At 55.2% G+C, this 18,643-nt stretch carries 13 protein-coding genes; 10 read left to right on the forward strand and 3 right to left on the reverse strand.

Annotated features, from left to right (window positions below; all coding sequences use genetic code 11):
• On the reverse strand, positions 1 to 831 hold the full coding sequence (locus ACKWMY_RS22665) for a helix-turn-helix transcriptional regulator (protein WP_409487078.1): 831 nt from the start codon (positions 829 to 831) through the stop codon (positions 1 to 3).
• Positions 832 to 928: 97 nt separating this feature from the next.
• On the opposite strand from ACKWMY_RS22665, the gene ACKWMY_RS22670 reads away from it, so the two are divergent.
• Complete coding sequence (locus ACKWMY_RS22670) at positions 929 to 2,347, forward strand: MFS transporter (protein WP_409487079.1); 1,419 nt, start codon at positions 929 to 931, stop codon at positions 2,345 to 2,347.
• A gap of 39 nt (positions 2,348 to 2,386) precedes the next feature.
• Here ACKWMY_RS22670 and ACKWMY_RS22675 read toward each other — a convergent pair whose 3' ends face one another.
• Positions 2,387 to 4,471 carry a DUF2207 domain-containing protein gene (locus ACKWMY_RS22675; protein WP_409487080.1) on the reverse strand — a complete coding sequence of 695 codons (2,085 nt, stop codon included), beginning with the start codon at positions 4,469 to 4,471 and terminating at the stop codon, positions 2,387 to 2,389.
• Positions 4,472 to 4,475: 4 nt separating this feature from the next.
• Entirely contained in the window at positions 4,476 to 5,018 is a 543-nt protein-coding gene (locus ACKWMY_RS22680) for a LemA family protein (protein ID WP_409487081.1), read from the reverse strand.
• Positions 5,019 to 5,145: 127 nt separating this feature from the next.
• Here ACKWMY_RS22680 and ACKWMY_RS22685 point away from each other — a divergent pair, with 127 nt between their 5' ends.
• The 9 genes from ACKWMY_RS22685 to ACKWMY_RS22725 all read left to right on the forward strand — a co-directional run.
• Positions 5,146 to 5,778 carry an FMN-binding negative transcriptional regulator gene (locus tag ACKWMY_RS22685; protein ID WP_409487082.1) on the forward strand — a complete coding sequence of 211 codons (633 nt, stop codon included), beginning with the start codon at positions 5,146 to 5,148 and terminating at the stop codon, positions 5,776 to 5,778.
• 37 nt (positions 5,779 to 5,815) lie between these two features.
• Complete coding sequence (gene ybiB, locus ACKWMY_RS22690) at positions 5,816 to 6,769, forward strand: DNA-binding protein YbiB (RefSeq protein ID WP_409487083.1); 954 nt, start codon at positions 5,816 to 5,818, stop codon at positions 6,767 to 6,769.
• A 442-nt stretch (positions 6,770 to 7,211) separates the two neighbouring features.
• Positions 7,212 to 7,745, forward strand: coding sequence for a cellulose biosynthesis protein BcsO (locus ACKWMY_RS22695; protein ID WP_074028041.1), 534 nt, complete (start codon positions 7,212 to 7,214; stop codon positions 7,743 to 7,745).
• Positions 7,736 to 8,542, forward strand: a complete 807-nt coding sequence (gene bcsQ, locus ACKWMY_RS22700) for a cellulose biosynthesis protein BcsQ (RefSeq protein WP_024527499.1) — start codon at positions 7,736 to 7,738, stop codon at positions 8,540 to 8,542. The genes ACKWMY_RS22695 and bcsQ overlap by 10 nt, the downstream gene beginning before the upstream one ends.
• A 17-nt stretch (positions 8,543 to 8,559) precedes the next feature.
• Complete coding sequence (bcsA, locus tag ACKWMY_RS22705) at positions 8,560 to 10,671, forward strand: UDP-forming cellulose synthase catalytic subunit (RefSeq protein WP_074028043.1); 2,112 nt, start codon at positions 8,560 to 8,562, stop codon at positions 10,669 to 10,671.
• On the forward strand, positions 10,668 to 13,094 hold the full coding sequence (gene bcsB / locus ACKWMY_RS22710; protein WP_409487084.1) for a cellulose biosynthesis cyclic di-GMP-binding regulatory protein BcsB: 2,427 nt from the start codon (positions 10,668 to 10,670) through the stop codon (positions 13,092 to 13,094). Before bcsA ends, bcsB begins: the two co-directional genes overlap by 4 nt.
• 36 nt (positions 13,095 to 13,130) lie before the next feature.
• Complete coding sequence (locus ACKWMY_RS22715) at positions 13,131 to 17,120, forward strand: cellulose biosynthesis protein BcsC (RefSeq protein WP_211134477.1); 3,990 nt, start codon at positions 13,131 to 13,133, stop codon at positions 17,118 to 17,120.
• Between the two features lie 2 nt (positions 17,121 to 17,122).
• Positions 17,123 to 17,608, forward strand: coding sequence for a cellulose biosynthesis protein BcsD (gene bcsD, locus ACKWMY_RS22720; protein WP_409487085.1), 486 nt, complete (start codon positions 17,123 to 17,125; stop codon positions 17,606 to 17,608).
• A 2-nt stretch (positions 17,609 to 17,610) separates the two neighbouring features.
• Positions 17,611 to 18,643: glycosyl hydrolase family 8 (locus ACKWMY_RS22725; RefSeq protein ID WP_409487086.1), on the forward strand; the 1,033-nt coding region annotated here is incomplete at its 3' end.

Raw genomic sequence — 18,643 nt, forward strand, 5'->3', positions numbered from 1 at the left:
TCAGAGCATTGCCTCAAAGGCGGCACTGGCTGGGCAATCAGGCTGTGCACTGTACATGACCAACCGCAGGTGGTTGTCTTCATCGACAATAAACGAGGCGTGTTCAAACGTCACTTCGCCTGCTCCTGCAACCAGGAAAGTGCGTTGCCCCTGGCAGCGGCCATGAATATCGTGCCGTTGCCACAGCTGGCGAAATTGGGGGGACACATCGCTCAGAGCCTGAATGCGTTGCAACATGGCGGCATCTTGCGGGGCGCGGGCGTAATCACGGCGAAAGCTGGCCAGAATTTGTGGGGCCTGCTCCAGCCATCCCATCAGCCGCTGATTGAGTTCGGGATCGGCAAACAACATCCACAGCATATTGCGCTGTTCTGGCTGACGCTCAGCGATAGTAAACAGGCGGTCTGCCGCCGAGTTCCAAGCGATAATATCCCAACTCAGGTTCATTACATAGGCCGGGCGTAGGGTGAGATCGTCCAGCAAGCGGCGTACCAAGGGAGTAACCTGGCACCATTGATGGCCTGCTACCACCGGTGGCCGCTGATGCGCCAGTAAAAACAGATGATAGCGTTCGGTCACATCCAGCTTCAGAACCCGCGCCAGATCCTCAAGAAACTCTACCGAAGCGTTGATTTCCCGCCCCTGTTCCAGCCAGGTGTACCAAGTCAGGCCTACGCCAGCTAATGCGGCAACTTCTTCACGCCTTAACCCTGGCGTGCGCCGCCGCGTACCGCTCGGAAGTCCAACGGCCTGGGGGGAGAGTTTTTCACGCTTCATACGCAGAAAGTCTGCCAACTCTTGGCGGGTTCGGTTAAGGGTACGTGGTGGCATCGTGGGTCCTGTTACTTTCAGTAATAGTATAACTGGCTATATAGTAACACTTTAAAGCATGTTCCATACTGCCGCCATCATGATATCAGGGGGCGTTATGGAACAGAGTTTGTCTGACAGTAAGGCTGGATTACCAGGGCTGCCGGTGTTGCTACTTGGTGGGTTCGTCACCATGTTCGATTTGTTTGTGGTTAACGTGGCGGTGCCGGTGATCCAGCAGCAGTTCAACGCCAGCTTTGCCGGGGTTGGGTTGATTATCGCCGGTTATGAACTGGCTTTTGGTATTTTACTGATTGCCGGTGGGCGATTGGGGGATCGTTTCGGTCGGCGGCGTATGTTTAGCTACGGTATGTTGGCTTTTGCGTTGACCTCGATGCTTTGCGGTCTGGCGGGGTCGCTGTGGGTCCTGATTGTTGCCCGGTTTTTGCAAGGTGCAGCGGCAGCGCTGCTGTTTCCGCAAATTTATGCCTTATTGCGTGTGCTATATGGCGAAGAGCAGCGGCGGCGAGCCTTTGCTCGTTTGGGGATGACGCTTGGGTTGGCGGCGATTTGTGGCCAGGTGTTGGGCGGTTTGATTATCGAGGCCAATATTCTGGGCAGCAGTTGGCGCATGATCTTTCTGATCAACCTGCCGATTGGCGTGCTGGCGGCGTTGGCGGCGCGACGCATTCCTGAGTCCAGACTGGCGCAGGCCCAGCGACTCGATGCTAAAGGTCTGCTGCTGGCCGCTGGCGGTTTGCTGCTGTTACTGTTCCCGTTACTGGAAGGCCCATCGCGTCACTGGCCTTGGTGGATTGCGCCGACGATGGTGCTGGCAGTGGGGCTGTTAGCTTGGTTTGTGCGTTGGGAACGGCAACTTGCCCGTCACTCCGGTGATGCGGTTCTCGATCTGGCCCTATTTCGCCAAGGTCACTTTGCCCGTGGCACGGTAATTGTGCTGGCGATTTACTCCACCGCATCCTCATTCTTCCTCTGTTTTGCCCTACTGTTACAGGCCGGAATAGGGCTGACGCCGTTCCAGGCGGGTTGCCTGTTCGCTCCGGCCAGCGCCGCCTTTATGCTGGCCTCCTTTTTGGCTCCGGGCTGGGTGCAACGCTGGGGGAATATTGTGTTGGCTGGTGGGGTGGTGGTCTACGCCAGTGGCATGATATTGCTGGTGGTGCAGGTGCTATGGGGACGTGCGTTCAGCCATCCGTTACAACTGTTACCCGGCCTGATGATTTTGGGTTTTGGTCAGGCATTGAGTATGACGCCATTGCTTAATTGGGTGCTTGGCCTGGCGAAGGAGCATCAGGCAGGTATGGCAGCAGGCTTGGTGTCTACAGTGCAGCAGGTAGGCGGTGCTCTGGGGATAGCGGCCAGCGGCATGTTCTTTGTTCCGCTGCTGGCCGGGGGGGCAGAGCCACAGCACTATGCCAGAGCCTTTGCTGGTGCTATGGGCTATAACCTGTTGGCGATGCTGGTTGCTTTGGTCCTGCTGCTCCTTACCCACCGGCAGTTAGGCAGGGGCTGTTAACGCATTATTGCGCCGGTTTGCCCGGCGCTGCGTTACTATTTACCAGCCTCCACCGCCGCCGCCGCCGGAACCCCCACCCGATGAGCCACCGCCGGACGATCCAGAACCGCTGGAGCTGGAGCCTGATGAACTTGAACCGGAGCTTGAACTGCTGCTGGGTGTCGCCATAGACGATGCGGTACAGGAACGACTAAAGCGATTCACGCGCTGCCAGTCTGCATCGACAAAGGCTTCCGACATAGCCCCGGATTTACTGAGATATTCGGCAAAGGTATTGGCCCAGGTCTTGCCCACGCCGAGCGCTAGCGCCGCCGGTAACAGGCTTTCAAAATGGGCAACCAATTGATCGGGTGGGTAAAGTGCCTGATAGCGATTTCTCTCGGCCGTACCCAGATACAGTTTCAGCCCTTGCGCAGTGGCCAAATCATTCAGCCCCCGTTGGGTGTATCGCGGGATCATCCAGCCAAAAGCTATGCATAGCAGAATGGCGGCCAGCAGCGCGCCAATATACCCGGCTGGAAACTGCGTCAGGGGCAACATGCCAAATAAGAAAGCGCCACCGCCAAAGGTGGTTAACGGGCCAAATAGAAAAGCAATAACCAAGGGGATGAACCCAAAAGTATTCCAGGTTTTTCTCGGGCTCAATAAAAATCTCAACGGTAAAGAGAGCAGCAAGATCCCGAACAGCAGGAAAATCAGGGCAGGAATGGTGATTACTGCCGCGCCGAGATTAAACAACGCCCCGCAGATCACCGGGATCAGCAGCATGATATAGACCGCGCGGCGCACCGGTTTACCCCATTTGTTGAATAATGTCTCACGCTGGTCCTCACTGCGTTTTTCCAACCATTTACGAGCATTTTGCATTGGTCGCTGATAGGCCAGGCCGAGGTTGATATTTTTGCGACTGCCGCTAAACAGCAGGCCGAGTAACTGCTTATCGCTGGTGGTCAAGCGCTTGTTATTGTCATCTGGTTGGTACGATAACCATTGTTCATCCGCCGATTGAAACCTGGAAAACCACGGGCCTGTGGATTTGCTCGCTTTAAGCGTGATCGCTGCGCCACGTTTGGCGACCAGCTCCAGCAAATCGCTGCTGAAAGCCACGTCGTCGTACTTACGCTGGGTAATAAACCGCAGATAGCCTGGCGACAGGGTGGTAGGCATCGTATATAGCGGCACAACCGGCGGCATCTTCAAGCCAATTGCGGTCACGTTGTTACGCCACCACCACAAACAATAGACCGCGAGCAGCAGCACAGGTATCCAGATCGCACTGGTTGCCAGCGTGGGTAACAGCAGGTGCACCAACGGTGAAGATGCTTGCGGGGCAGCGGCACCGGCCAGAATATCGCGTGGCCAGGTGTAGACAACGGTCAGTCCTTCGCCTTGGTCCAGCGGTTGCGTGGTTTGCACTCCGCCGTCGGGAAGTATGCTGGCGTTGTGCTCTTTTGCGCCCAGCGTTCCGGTATAGACATCGATGGAACGCAGCCGGGAGTCTCTACCTTCGTTATCCAGATAATTACTGGCGTCCGGCAGCTCCAGTTGGAAGCTGGCCTTGGTGATTGGATAGGCCCAATCGTTCCCCGTGACGTTCCAGTAGAGTTCGTCCCACTCGGGGAAACGGCTGAAGTGGTTACTGACCTGATAGCGGATCTGGTAGTTATAAATCGCCGGTTGCAAGATGTGCTCGGCACTACCAATACGCACTGTCAGCGTCTTTGATGTTTTATCCAGGCTATAGGGTTCGGCAACGCCGTCGCGCAATACTTCTTTGATCTGATAATCGACGCTGAAAATCTTGCCGTCCTGGCGGTTCCAGGTGAGCGGCAGGGTGCGGAAAATCCCACGGCGTATCTCTTGCCCTAAAGACAGCACCTTGATGTTTTCCCGCATTTCCATGCTGCCGTCCGGGTTAAAGTGCGCATGGGTATCAAATGAGAGAATATGCTCATAGGCACGTACCCAACGGGGAGCACTTGCTGGCACAGCCTCTCTGTCGGGAGCCTCGGCAACGGGGGCTGCCCCAACGGCGATATCATCAGCCGTAGCCGGCGCGGCTGCTGTCATCAATAGCGATAACACCCATAATACGCGCACTAACAAACCTGATATTGCAGCCATCGTGCTAGTCCATCCGTGGAACTTTAGCTTCCTCGGGATCTTCGAGTTCGAAGAACGCATCCGCTTTAAAATTAAACAGCCGGGCCAGGATTAAACTGGGGAACGACTCCACCAGAATATTGAAATCGCGCACCGTACCGTTGAAATAGCGGCGTGCCATTTGCAACTGTTCTTCGATCTCTGCCAGAGATTGTTGCAGGGAGAGGAAGTTTTGGTTGGCTTTCAGTTCCGGGTAGGCTTCTGCCAGCGCAAAAATGCGGCTCAAAGCACCAGAAAACTCTTTTTCACTCTCGGCAACCTGAGGGGTGTTGCCAACCAGGTCGCTGCGCTGGCGCGAGAGGGTTTCAAACAGCTCTTTCTCATGCAGAGCGTAGCGCTTCACCAGGGTCAACAGGTTGGGGGCCAGATCGTGGCGGCGTTTGAGCTGCACCGCTATACCGCTCCAGGCTTCGTCTTTGAAACGGCGCAGGGAGATAAAGCGGTTATAAGTCATCACGGACCAGATCAGCACCACGGCGATCGCGGCCAGAGTGAGATAGATTTCCATTTTTCATTCCATGTTTGATGGGGAATACATCATTCCATTGTATGTTTATGGATACTATCTTATTCCGCTAGGGTGGGTAAATCTCGCTATGTCCAGCAAGCCCCAATCCACAAGGAAAACCTAAGCCATGTATCAACTAGAGTCATTCCGTGAAGACGATTTAGACGCCCAGATAGCCTTGGTGCGCGCCAATCCTCTGGGGCTGATCGTTAGCCAGGGGCCACAGGGTTTGGTAGCAGATCCGATCCCCTTTCTTATTGATACCGATGATCAAGGGCAGGTGACGCTCAGGGCGCATCTGTCGCGAGGCAACCCACATTGGTCGTTGCTGCAAGCCGGGCAAGAATGCCTGGTGGTGTTTCAGGGGGCTGAGGGCTATATCTCGCCGGGATGGTATGAAACCAAGCGGCGCACCGGCAAAGCCGTGCCGACCTGGAACTATGCTGCCGTCCACATGTGGGGGACGCCAACGGTCACGCAAGATAGCGTCTGGCTGCGCCAACTGCTAACGGAACTGACGGCGGTGCATGAAGGCAATCAGCCGCAACCTTGGCGTCTTGACGATGCGCCAGCGGAGTATATTGCCGCCAATATCAAAGGTATTGTCGGCATCGAAATCGCCGTCACCCGGCGTGAAGGGAAATGGAAAATGAGCCAGAACCGCAGCGCTGCCGATATCGACGGGGTGATTGACGGCCTGCGAGCCGGTGACGATTGCCAACAGCAACTTGCCGATGAGGTTGAGCGCCGTCGCGGATAAGGTATGCTTATTGCAAACCGAATCAGCGGAGCGAGCGATGGATTACAGCAAAATTATCAAAGAAATAGGCCGTGGCAAGAACCATGCGCGCGATTTGGATCGGCAAACGGCTTTTGAGCTCTATCAGGCGATGCTGGCCGATGCCGTGCCACCTCTGGAGTTGGGAGCCATCCTGATCGCCATGAGAATCAAGGGGGAAGCCGAGGAGGAGATGCTTGGCTTCTATCAGGCGATGCAACAGCAGGTCATGCGGCTGCAACCCCCGAAGGGGCGCCCGATGCCGGTGGTGCTACCCAGTTACAACGGCGCTCGTAAACAGGCCAACCTGACGCCGTTACTGGCATTGTTGTTGGCCAAAGTTGGGCTACCGGTAGTAGTTCACGGCGTAGTGAACGACAGCACACGCGTCACCAGCGCAGAGATTTTCCGTGAACTTGGGGTGCAGTGGTCTGAAGATCCTCAGGCCGCTCAACGGCGTTTGGACGGCGGAAATGCGGTGTTTATCCCGGTGTCGGCGCTTGCGCCAGCGTTGGAAAATCAGCTTGGTTTGCGCTGGAGAATGGGCGTGCGTAACAGCGCCCACACGCTGGCAAAATTGGCGACGCCGTTTGGTGAGCAGGACGTGCTGCGCATCGCCAGCGTTTCTCATCCGGAATACGTCGAGCGTGTTGCCTCATTTTTCTGCCAGATCGGTGCGCGGGGATTATTGATGCATGGCACCGAAGGGGAGGCTTACGCCAATCCGCAACGCTGTCCAAAAATCCACTATATCGTCGGGGGTCAGCAGCAGATTTTGTTGGAACGGCCAGAACAGGATGCGTTAGCTGAGGTGCCTGCCGCCAAGGACGCCGCAACAACGGCGCGATGGACGGAACGCTGTCTGGCTGGTGAGGTCGCCATTCCCGAGCCGATCGCTCGGCAGGTTGCCTGCTGCCTGGTCGCTACCGGCCAAGTGGAGACATTGGAGCAGGGGCTGATCAGGCTGCGATAGTCTGCCTTATTACCTTCTATTATCAGGGGCGAATACCTTTGCCCCAAGTATTTATCACTGTTGTGTTGGTTATTTTTAGTAAAAAAATCTCAATTACCAGACTATATATTACTAACCACTTAAATTATGGCATAAGTTGGTGGGTTATGTGATAAGACGGGGTAAAAGCGTTTAAAACTCAGTGTATAACTTTAAAGAAGTAGATTACACTCAGCCCATCAGCTTTGGGGTCTTGCATGATTTTCCATCGATTGCGGAGGTTTGCTCCGTCTTGGTTGTAAAAAAGGACTTGTAAGCTACTCTATCTAAACCATAAGAAGAGAAGCGCTTAAAATACATAGACGGTTTTCCATTGTGTATTTGGGTTATAGATCACGTTATTTTACATTCGTGATTTGTATGTATTCATACAGTGCCAAGTGTAAGCTTATAGGTCTGGATTATGAGTAAATATGATGATGTCCAAGGATTCAAAGATAAGACCAATCTCAAAGGGCTTGATTATAAAGAATTTCCTCGTGCAGATGTGGCATCGGCCTCACAACGCTGGTCTATTGTTGAACAGGTAGCAGGCAATGGTGGTATTACTGCCAGCAGCTCGCAGCCAACGCCGATCAATAGTACGGATCTCTCTTCCAGTGCACCTTTAGGGTTCGAACCGCCTGCACAACCCAAGGCGGTGATAACAGAAAATACCGCCTTGCCCGGCCACATTCCTCATAATTTTGATCGTTTTGCTCCGCCGGTGGAGCCTAAACTCACTAAAACCGCCCAGCCGGAAAGCCCGCGTGACGTTCTTGCTCAGGGTAACCCTTTTCATTCCCCTGCAAGCGCTCCGCCGTCCGCTCCGCAACCAGAGAACCAACGTTTTAAGCAGATGTTCAGCAAGAAAACGTCCTCTGCCGGTGAAGTGATGGACGCTGGTCGTAATACATTACTCAAACCACTTTTAGAGTCTATTGCCTCATGCCGTTAGTCTGTGTTTGTTCTCCGAAAGGAGGGGTAGGGAAAACCACGGTTACTGCTAATCTGGCTTATGCATTGGCCCGTAGCGGCAGTAAGGTGTTGGTTGTCGACTTCGACACGCAGAATGCGTTAAGGCTGCATTTTGGCGTGCCTATTGCCGATAACCGAGGTTTTGTTGCCCAGTCGGCAATTTTATCCGATTGGAGTCAGTTTATTCTTAAAGTTGGGCCGAACCTGTTCGTTTTACCTTACGGCGACGTCACTGATGAGCAGCGCCTTCAGTTCGATGACAATCTGCTCAATGAGCCAATGTTCATTCAACGTGGCCTGAGTTCGGTGCTGAAGATCCCAGGCATGGTGGTGATCGCCGATATGCCGCCGGGGCGCAATGCGGCAGTGCAGGCCATGCAGGCCGCTGCGGACATGCGCATTATGGTATTGCTGGCCGATACCGCATCGCTCAGTTTATTACCCACTATTGAGCAGCATAAGTTTATGAGTGCGCCTGCCAGCAATGAAGTTGGCGAGTATTATGTGGTAAACCAGAGTGACATGCGGCGTACGTTGAGCAGGGACGTGACGCAATTCTTTGAGCAGCGTTTGCAAGACAAACTGCTAGGAACCATTCACCGCGATGAGTGTGTCCCAGAGGCCAACGCATCGCAACGGGCGATCATGGATATTAGCCCGGTGTCGGCTGCTGCATTTGATATTGAGCAGATCAGTAAAAAGGTCGCAGTAATTTTAGGGCTTAGTGTTGGAGATGGTACGTATCATCATACTACGTCTATTTATGGCTCTTCGTAAGGATTGTCTGGTTAGTTATGAATAAAATACTCTTTTATTTCTTACTGCTGTTGGCCTTACCTTTTATGCTGTTGATTATCATTGCCCCCATGAGCAGTGATAATCAGTATATCTTTGGCCTGATCTGCATAGCGATCGTGTTTATTTTAGGGGTGAGTAAAAGCAAAAAAGTTACCCTGGTAATGATTGTGATGTCGACCCTGATGTCATTACGTTACATCTACTGGCGCGCGACAGAAACCCTGCATTTCAACAGTACCCTGGAGGCGGTGTTGGGTATTGCCCTGTTTATCACCGAGCTGTATGCCCTGGTGATATTGCTGTTTGGTTATATTCAGACTACCTGGTCATTAAAACGCACTATTGAACCGCTGCCCGACGACACGTCGCTATGGCCAACGGTAGATGTCTATATTCCTACTTACAACGAAAGTATGGACGTGGTGCGCGACACCATACTGGCGGCGCAGTGCATTGACTACCCGAAAGACAAGATGAAAATCTACGTGCTGGATGACGGCAAACGTAATGAGTTTGCCGTATTCTGTGCCGATGCGGGTGTAGGCTATATTACCCGCAACAATAACCACCATGCCAAAGCGGGCAATCTGAATAACGCGATGAAAGTGACTCAGGGTGAATTGATCACCGTGTTTGACTGCGATCACGTAGCAACCCGCGCCTTCTTGCAGGCGACGGTCGGCAGCTTCCTGGTGGATGAGCGTCTGGCGTTGATTCAGACCCCGCACTATTTCTATTCGCCGGATCCGTTTGAACGCAACCTGTCAGAGGCGAGCAAAGTCCCTAACGAAGGCGCACTGTTCTATGGGCCGGTGCAACAGGGTAATGATAACTGGAACGCCACCTTCTTCTGCGGCTCCTGTGCCGTGATCCGCCGTTCGGCGCTGGAGGAGGTGGGCGGTTTTGCGGTAGAAACCGTGACCGAAGATGCCCACACCGCCTTGAAGATGCAGCGTCGAGGCTGGAACACGGCATTCCTGGCGTTGCCATTGGCAGCCGGGCTGGCCACCGAACGCTTGGGGCTGCACGTGATCCAACGTACCCGCTGGGCGCGCGGTATGACGCAGATCTTCCGGGTGGATAATCCCTTGTTGGGGCGCGGCCTGACCTGGCAGCAGCGTTTATGCTATCTGAACGCCATGCTGCATTTCCAGTACGGCTTACCCAGGGTGATATTCTGCGTGGCACCGCTGGTTTATCTGCTGTTCAACCTCAATATCATCGCCTCCTCCGCCGGGCTGATTTTCGCTTATGTGTTACCGCATCTGGTGATGTCGATCTATATCAACTCCAGAGCCAACGGACGCTATCGCTATTCGTTCTGGGGGGAAATCTATGAGACGGTGATGTGTTTCCACCTGGTGATACCGACCCTGTTGACGATGATCTCGCCAAAACACGGCAAGTTTAACGTGACGGATAAAGGCGCGTTGCTGGATGTTAACTATTTCGACTCCCATATTGTCCGGCCGCATATTATCGCCGTGTCCTTGCTGTTAATCGGTACTGCCTGGGGCGCGATCCGCCTGGTGATGCCGGATCACTATGGTGCTAACCCGCAGGTTATTTGGCTTAATATTGCCTGGGCCAGTTTCAGCATGATTATCCTGCTGGCCGCCATTGCCGTAGCGCGGGAAACTCGCCAGGTGCGAAAAACCATCCGTATCGATGCCTCCTTGCCTGCAGTGCTGTACTTTGCCAGTGGCGCGGCGATGCGTACCGAAACCCTGGATCTTTCGATGGGTGGGGTCAAATTGAAAACGCCGGACGAGCGCTTCCTCAACGATCCGATCGAAGAGGTGGAAATATCGCTCAAGTCTGGGGCCGTCTGTTTCCCGGTAGAGTTGATCGATGTCGACAAGTCGGTGACCCGGTTAATGTTCAAAGAGATGCCGATTGAGAAACGACGGGAGCTGGTGCGGGTAGTATTGGCGCGGGCAGATGCCTGGATCCAGACCAAACCTTTCCCACAGGATCGGCCACTGCGTTCGTTGTTGGGCGTCCTGCGCTGTATTTTCGAGTTTTTCTATTTTTCCTGGCGCGATCGTCGGGCCAAAAAGCAGCAGAAGCGGCCTGAACTAAAGCGGGATAAGGAACAAGCCCTATGAGCCGGGTGAAAACCAAGTTGCCAACAGGCCGATCTACGCTCATTGCTCTGGTCAGCGGCCTGATGTTGGGGATGGGGCTTTCTGGTCTTGCCCTTGCAGCCGATCCGCAGCCTGCGCCGTCACATGCCAGCGATGGTGTCGAGATGCCAGGTTTTCCTACCTTGCCGCGTCCAACAGATGCTCCACCAGCGGGTGCAGTGCCGGGCAGTGTTGAGCAAACTGCTCCGCTTGATATCGCTACGCCACCGGTTACCGTCTTCAATCAGTCGCTCGCTTCCACGCTCAGCGTGGGCGATATGGGGCAAACCACAGGATTGACGTTGAGCAACTGGCAACAGCAGTCCGGCTTCACCTTTACCTTACCCTCGGACTGGGTGGTAACGGACGGCAATCTGGTGCTGGATCTCGACATTTCCCCGGCCCTGATAGGAACCGATACCGAGCTGCAACTGATGCTCAATGGGCAACCCTTGAGCACCCAGAAGCTGAACCAATTGCATGAAGGCAAGGTCAGTTTGCAGGTACCGATCCCGGCCGCCATGATCGTAGCGCGCAACAACCTGAGTTTCAGCATTGGCAATGGCAGCAATGCGGCCATGCTGTGCGAAAAGGGGGCGGCCAATAAATATTGGCTCAAGGTGCTGCCAACCAGCCAGTTACATCTGGAAAACCAGGTGCTGAATATCAGCCCGAACCTCGGCCGTTTCCCCAATCCGTTCTTTGATCCTCAGGCCATGCAACCCACCTTGGTGGACGTGATCTTCGGCCAGGAAAAACGGCCGGAAGACGTGGTAGCCTCCGCTATCGTCAGCTCTTATCTGGGGAAGGTAACGCGCCATAATAACTTGAACTTTCAGGTATTGCAGGATAGCTTGCCCGAACAGAACGGCATTATCTTTGCGCGCCCCGGCGAGCAGATTGGCCAGTTGACTCTGCCACAGGCCGATGGCCCGACCATTCAGATGATTGATAATCCGCTGAACCCGGTTTACAAGCTGTTGCTGGTGATGGGGCGTAACGCCACCGAGATGCGCCAGGCAGCCTATCGTCTGGTCAGCCAGCCGTTGCCGGAGAAAACCGCGTTGCTGGCGGTGAAGCCGGTGACTATTCCGCTGCGCCAGCCCTACGACGCCCCGCGCTGGATCGATACCAGCAAGCCGGTCAGCTTTGACAAGCTGGTGGCCAGTAATGAGGAACTGACCGTCACCGGCGTTTACCATGACGCGGTGCGCGTTGCTTTCCGTGCCGCCCCGGACCTGTTTATGTGGGATGGCAGAAACGTCCCGCTGCAAATCAACTACCGTTTCCCCACCGACAACTGGATCGATGAGAATAAATCCCAGCTCAGTGCCACGCTGAATGGCACTTTCCTGAGTAACCTTTCGGTGAACAAACGCGGACAGCTGGAGTTGCTGTGGCACCAGTTTGGCGGCGATATTCGCCAGGAACAATACGCCTTGGCCCTGCCACCGTATCTGATTTACGGCGACAACATGCTGGAGCTTTATTTCTCTATCGTGCCGAAAAACGGCGCCTCCTGCGATCCGACGGATAGCAACACTCTCAAGAGCCATATCGGGCCCAACTCGTATATTGATCTGAGCGATACCTACCATTTCACCGAGTTGCCTAACCTCTCTTATTTCGTTGGGGCCTCCTTCCCATTCTCCAAGCTGGCGGACTTCTCGCAAACCGTGCTGTTAATGGCGGAAAAACCCACGGACAACGAAGTCCGCGCGCTGTTGAATCTGACCGCTCGCTCAGGCGCGGCTACCGGCAGCTCGATTGGCAATGTGGATATCCGCTTTGGCCTACGAGGCAATGAGAGCGAGTTGGACGACTTCAAGGGCAAGGATGTGCTGGTGGTCGCCTCACTGGCTCAGAGCACTTTCTATCAGCGGCTGTTGCAACAGGTGCCTTTTACGCTAAACGATAGCGGTGGGTTGGCGGTCAAGGCGCAGTCTACGTTGGAAAAACTGCAGTCCTACCTGAAAGGTAACTGGCGGACCCAAGGCATCGACGCCGATCGTTATCTCTCCTCATTGACGGACTGGCGTGGATTTTTCAGTTTCCGTTCCGGTTGGGATCCGCAACGGGTGGTGGTGGTGGCCAGCGCCTCTTCCGACGATGACCTGAACAAGATCTATGGCGATCTGAAATTGGCCCAGATCAACGCCGGAGTGCGTGGCGATCTGGCGGTGATCACCGATCAGAACGGCGTACGCAGTTTCCAGGTTGGCGAACAGTTCCCGAGTGGGGATCTGCCCTGGTATCTGATCTTTATCTGGTATGCCAGTAAACATGTGGTGCTTTTATCCCTGACCGTGTTGGGGATTTCCGTGGTGTTGGGGCTGGGGCTGTATATTTTGCTACGCAAGCACGCCACCAAACGCCTGGGGAGAGATGCAGAAGATGAAAGTTAAAACACGTCTCGACCAGAAGCTAGACAGGAGCCGCCAATGAACCTATTGCTGAAAAAGAAATTGTATTGGGTCTCTCTGGCTGGGCTGACGATTTTTTCGGTGTCGGCGTTGGCGGATGACAATAACCCCGCGCTGAAAGCCCTGTTTCAACAGGCGGCTTACTGGCATGACAAATCGCATGATGAACTGGCCCAGGGGGCGTTGCAGAAAGTCCTGCTGATCGACGAGAACAACGCCGAGGCGATGTATCTGCTATCTCTGTATGCCATGCAGAGCGGGGATAAGGCCAAGGCCGAAATCTGGCGTAAAAAACTGAGCGCTATCGCGCCCAATGATCCTCGCCTCCAGGCGTTGAGCAGTACCGAAGCGGCTCCGTCGGTCTCCAAAAGTCTGTTGGCGCAGGCCCGGCAGTTGGCGGCGAAAGGGGAGTTTGCCCAGGCGGCTGCGGCTTATCAGACGGTGTTCAACGGCAAGACACCGATCGATAACCTTGCCAATGAGTATTACCTCACTTTGGCAGGTTCACCTGCGGGCAGGCAGGAGGCGATTGATGGCCTCAAGCAGCGGCTGGCTATGCAACCCAATGACACGCAAACCCGTGTGGTGCTGGGCAAGGTGCTGACCTATCAGGAATCGACCCGTCGTGAGGGGATCGATATGTTGGCGGCGATGGCTCCGAACAATAATGAGGCCGATCAGGCGTTGAAACAGGCGCTGCTGTGGTTGGCACCGCAACCGGCTGACAAGCCGCTGTATGATGCCTATCAGCAACGGCATCCGGCGGACAAGGCCGTGGCGGCCTATTATCAGCAGAATATTGCCGGCTCGGCCAAAGGCGTTGGGTTCTCCGAACTGAATAAAGGGGATCTGGGCAGCGCCAAGGATCAGTTTGCCGCTATCTTGGCCAGCAACCCGAATGATGCGGATGCCCTGGCCGGGATGGGATTTACGGCGATGCGCAGCGGAAACTTCGCGCAGGCAGAAAACTACCTCACCCAGGCGGCAAAACAGGGCGGCCCACAGAGTGCGCAGTGGGGGGCGTTGGCTCAGGAAGCGGCGTTTTACGCGACATTGGACAAAGCCAAGCAGGCTGCCAACGCAGGCCAATTGGATGAAGCCTTGGCGATCAGTGCGCCCCTGAGCCGTGCTACAGGGGATAAAGGCAACGCGGCGACGCTGTTCCGGGCCGATCTGGCTCGTAAGAAAGGGGATTTCACTGCCTCCGAGCAGATGTATCGCGGCTTGCTGGCGCAAAATCCGCAGAATAATGATGCCAGGCTGGGGCTGTATTATTTGTTGCAGCAACAGCGTGACAAAGGCCCGCAAGCTGCGCAGATACTGCAAACTATCCCAGCCGATCAACGGCCTAAAGTCCAGCAGGCGGTGGCGGGGGTGAATGTTGATCCTCAGCGCAGGCAGGCCGAGGCCGCCATGCAGAATGGCGATCCGCAGCGTGCGATGATGATCTTGCAACAGGCGCTGGAAAAGCAGCCTTCGAACGTTTGGGTACGGCTGGATATGGCACGCATCCTGAACAAACAGGGGCAAGAGTTGCAGGCGCAAACCTTGATCTCTCCGCTGATGCAGGTTGGTGCTTCGCCAGATAGCCTGTACGCGGCAGCGCTGTTTGCTTCAGAACGTAACGACTGGCTGAACGTTTCCACCCTGATGGCGCGTATCCCGCAAGGGAGGCAGAACAGCAGCATGCGGGCTCTGGTGGCCACTGCGTCGGCCAACCAGCAGCGGGCCAGTGCAGAAAGTTATCTTCGCCAGGGTAACACGGCCAGCGCGGCGGTCATCTTGCGGCAGTTGGCGCAGAAGCCTCCGACTGAACCCGCGGCCCTTGGGGAACTGGCAAAAGATTTGATGACGGTGGGGGATACCTCAACGGCGGTCCAACTGGTGCGTGACAACATGCGTTTGGGAGTCAAAGGCAATGCGGGTGATTACGCGGCCCAGATAGCGGTGCTCAATCAGGCCGGGTTAAGCCAGGAAGCCGATGCCTGGCTGAATAACCCGGCGTTGCGGGCGCGCAGTTCAACCCGCGAGATTGGCCAACTGCGCAACGGCAGCGTGATCAATGAGGCGGATAAACTGCGTTTGCAGGGGCAGTATAGCGCCGCGTATGACAAGCTGATCGGCGCGTTGCAAAACGATCCGCAAAATACCGATATCATGCTGGCGATGGGGCGTCTCTATCAGTCTGGCAATATGAACAAAGAGGCCGGGCAGGTTTACAACTACCTGCTCAGCCGTGACAGCCTGAACCAAGGGGCGCGCGAAGGTGCCGTCGGGGTCGCATTGTCCGATGGCGATGTCGATCGAGCCAAACAGTTGCTGCGCGGCTTGCCTGCGCTTAAAACGCCGGATCAGTTGCTGCTGGCGGCGCGCGTGGCTCAAGCGGACGGTAACTATCCACAGGCGATGGTGTTTCTGCGTGAGGCGAAAAACCGAGTCAATGGCGTAAGCGGTGCGCCAGGCGGGGGGCCTGCAGTGATTGGCGGTTTGCGGCTGGCGGATAATCCGTTTGCCGCGCAGAGCACGGCATCGTCGAGCGTGAATACCTCTTCCTCGGCTTACGGTGAGGTGCTGCCTTGGCAAGTTGCAGCCCCAGGTTACGCGCGCGCTCCTGCGGAGGTAGTGAAAAACCCGACCTTGCAGCAGATTGATAAGCTGATGGACGAGGTGCAGGACAAGACCGCCACCTGGGTTCAGGGGAATATTTCATTGCGTGATAACAGCAGTGGTGAAAACGGCCTGAGTAATATCACGGAAGTGAGAAGCCCAATCACCCTGTCAGGCATGCCGTTCGATAATGGCAGACTCAGTGTTGATGTGACACCGGTGATGCTGAAATCCGGTACACCATCCGACAGCGCCAACAGCCGCTTTGGTACCGGTGCGCTGCAACAGGCCAGGGCTATCGAGGCTGCGACTCAGGCCTCCGTCGTTGCCTCTCAGACCTCGATTGCTGCCGCACAGGCCGCCGATCTGCGTTATCAGCAACTGCATGCCACCCGCGATAGCCTGTGTTCTATTGACGCCACTTCGCCAGAGTGTGCCGCTGCCACGGTGGCGCAGGATCAGGCCTATAACGAAAGGCAGACGCTGGCTGGCCTGGTGACACAGCCGAAGACCTTTGGCCCTAACGATATCTATGCCGACTCACCGGGGCAGCAGCAAGATACCGGGGTAGAACTGGCGTTGGCACTAAGCGGTGACAGCTATAAGCTGGACGTGGGCAGTACGCCAATGGGCAGCGGCATCAGTTCGATAGTGGGTGGCGTGAAATGGTCACCCAAGCTGACCGAACACTCAACGCTGGATATGACGCTTGAACGTCGCGCGGTAAAAGATAGCCTGCTCTCCTATGTCGGGACCGAAGATACCATCACCGGCAAGAAATGGGGGGCGGTGACCAAGAACGGCGGCGGAGTAAATCTTGGATACGATGATGGCGTGCTCGGAGCTTACGGTGGCGCGGGTTATTACAGCTACGTGGGTGATAACGTGGCGGATAACCATAGCGTGACCGGCATTCTGGGAGCCTACATCCGCCCTTATAAGGATGATGATAGCGAGCTGAAGGTGGGCGTTAACGTCAACTATATGGATTTTGACAAAAACCTCAGTTACTTCAGCTACGGTCAAGGGGGCTACTTCAGCCCGCAGGATTATCTCAGCATCTCGCTGCCGGTGGAGTACACCAAAAAGCAGGATAACTTCACCTATATTCTGAGCGGCAACGTGGGTTATCAGACCTATAACAATCAGGAAAGCCTGTATTACCCGAACGATCCGGCTCTTCAGTCTCAGTTGGAAAGCCTGGTCAGCCAGGGTTACGGCAAAGAGGCCAGATATGCCAGCGAGGACAAGAGTGGCATTGGCTACAGCCTGAAGGCGGGGGGGACTTATAAGGTCACGCCAAGCGTGTTGGTTGGGGGGCAGTTGGGTTATGACACTTTCGGCAGCTATTCCGAGAGCACGGCTTTGCTCTATTTTAAATATCTGTTAGATGGAAAATAACCATGCAAGATATTAACACTACCGGGTATGAGCTTGATTATTATCGCCAGCGTCAGTTTAAGGCGGGTTGGCAGGATCTGATCGAAGTGGTGTTCTCCGGCATTCTGGCTTCTGCTGATGATGCGGACAGCCGCGACTTTCTGCGTTTGATGGGGAGTAACCTGGCGAAGAAGCTGCCATTGCCGGAGGCGGAAACGGTGGGAGAGTTGGAGGATGCTCTCAATGCCTTACTACGTCAGTTTGACTGGGGCAGGGTGCAGATTGAGGCCAATGGCGAACAGATGATCCTGACCCATTATGCCTACCCGCACAGTGCCAATCCGGCCAACGAAGACGTCTGGGCACTCTCTTTTGCCACGGTGCTCGAGGGGGCCTATGACGCCTGGCTGCTGGCTCAGGGCGGTGAGGCGCATGTTTCCCTACGCTGGTGCAGCCCGGCCAAGGATAACACTCTGGTCTTTTGCTATAGAAACGAGCAACGCAGGTAAACATGATGGCGAAAAGCAGGTTTGGTAGGCTCCGCGTACTCCTGCTTTGGCTGGGGTTGGTGTTGTCCCTTGGTGCTCAGGCTGCCGACAGCGGTTGGACGCAATACAAACAGCGTTTTCTATTAGCTGACGGACGGATTGTCGATACCGGCAATAACAACGTCAGCCATACCGAAGGGCAAGGGTTTGCCATGCTGTTGGCGGTCTACAATGACGACCGTCCTGCGTTTGACAATCTTTGGCGATGGACCCACAACACTTTGTATCGCCAGGATATCGGCCTGTTTTCCTGGCGCTATGAACCGGGGAAGGCGGTGCCGATAGCCGATAAAAACAATGCCACCGATGGCGATATCCTAATTGCTTGGGCCTTGTTGAAGGCGGGGAAACGCTGGAATGTGCCTGCCTATCTGGCTTCCTCGGCGCAGATACAGCAAGCTCTGCTCAAACATACCGTCATCGACTATGCCGGTTATCGGGTGATGTTGCCTGGCGCTAGCGGTTTCAGGCAGAACGGTTCGGTGATCGTTAATCCTTCCTATTTTGTCTTTCCCGCCTGGCACGCATTTTACCAAGAAAGCCATTTGCCGGCGTGGAAAAAGCTTATCGACGATAGCATGACCATGGTCAGCAGAATGCGCTTTGGCAAACAGCATCTACCCAGCGACTGGGTCACGCTACAGGCCAATGGGCAAATGACTCCGGCCAGCGACTGGGCGCCGCGATTTGGTTTTGATGCGGTGCGGGTTCCGCTCTATCTCTATTGGGACAAGGCCGACAGCCTGTCACTAAGCCCCTTTGCCAGCTTTTGGCGCGGCTTTGATCGCCGGGCGATACCGGCCTGGCTGGATGTGCTTAGCGGCCAGCGCGCCGAGTATAATCAAAGCCCAGGAATGAGGGCGGTCAGGGATCTGACGGTGGGAGATCGGGGGCCGCTGAAAGATCGCTTGGCACCGGATGAGGATTACTATTCTGCCAGCCTGCACCTGCTGGCGTACTGGGCACAGCGCAGCCAGCTTGTCCCCTCACCCCAAC

It is taken from the genome of Serratia sp. J2 (assembly GCF_046269175.1).
GTDB lineage: Bacteria > Pseudomonadota > Gammaproteobacteria > Enterobacterales > Enterobacteriaceae > Chania > Chania fonticola_C.

Bases quoted from the DNA above. Each gene is read 5' to 3' on its own strand.
- ACKWMY_RS22665 (WP_409487078.1), bottom strand. From the start codon at position 831: ATGCCACCACGTACCCTTAACCGAACCCGCCAAGAGTTGGCAGACTTT.
- ACKWMY_RS22670 (WP_409487079.1), top strand. From the start codon at position 929: ATGGAACAGAGTTTGTCTGACAGTAAGGCTGGATTACCAGGGCTGCCG.
- ACKWMY_RS22675 (WP_409487080.1), bottom strand. From the start codon at position 4,471: ATGGCTGCAATATCAGGTTTGTTAGTGCGCGTATTATGGGTGTTATCG.
- ACKWMY_RS22680 (WP_409487081.1), bottom strand. From the start codon at position 5,018: ATGGAAATCTATCTCACTCTGGCCGCGATCGCCGTGGTGCTGATCTGG.
- ACKWMY_RS22685 (WP_409487082.1), top strand. From the start codon at position 5,146: ATGTATCAACTAGAGTCATTCCGTGAAGACGATTTAGACGCCCAGATA.
- ybiB (WP_409487083.1), top strand. From the start codon at position 5,816: ATGGATTACAGCAAAATTATCAAAGAAATAGGCCGTGGCAAGAACCAT.
- ACKWMY_RS22695 (WP_074028041.1), top strand. From the start codon at position 7,212: ATGAGTAAATATGATGATGTCCAAGGATTCAAAGATAAGACCAATCTC.
- bcsQ (WP_024527499.1), top strand. From the start codon at position 7,736: ATGCCGTTAGTCTGTGTTTGTTCTCCGAAAGGAGGGGTAGGGAAAACC.
- bcsA (WP_074028043.1), top strand. From the start codon at position 8,560: ATGAATAAAATACTCTTTTATTTCTTACTGCTGTTGGCCTTACCTTTT.
- bcsB (WP_409487084.1), top strand. From the start codon at position 10,668: ATGAGCCGGGTGAAAACCAAGTTGCCAACAGGCCGATCTACGCTCATT.
- ACKWMY_RS22715 (WP_211134477.1), top strand. From the start codon at position 13,131: ATGAACCTATTGCTGAAAAAGAAATTGTATTGGGTCTCTCTGGCTGGG.
- bcsD (WP_409487085.1), top strand. From the start codon at position 17,123: ATGCAAGATATTAACACTACCGGGTATGAGCTTGATTATTATCGCCAG.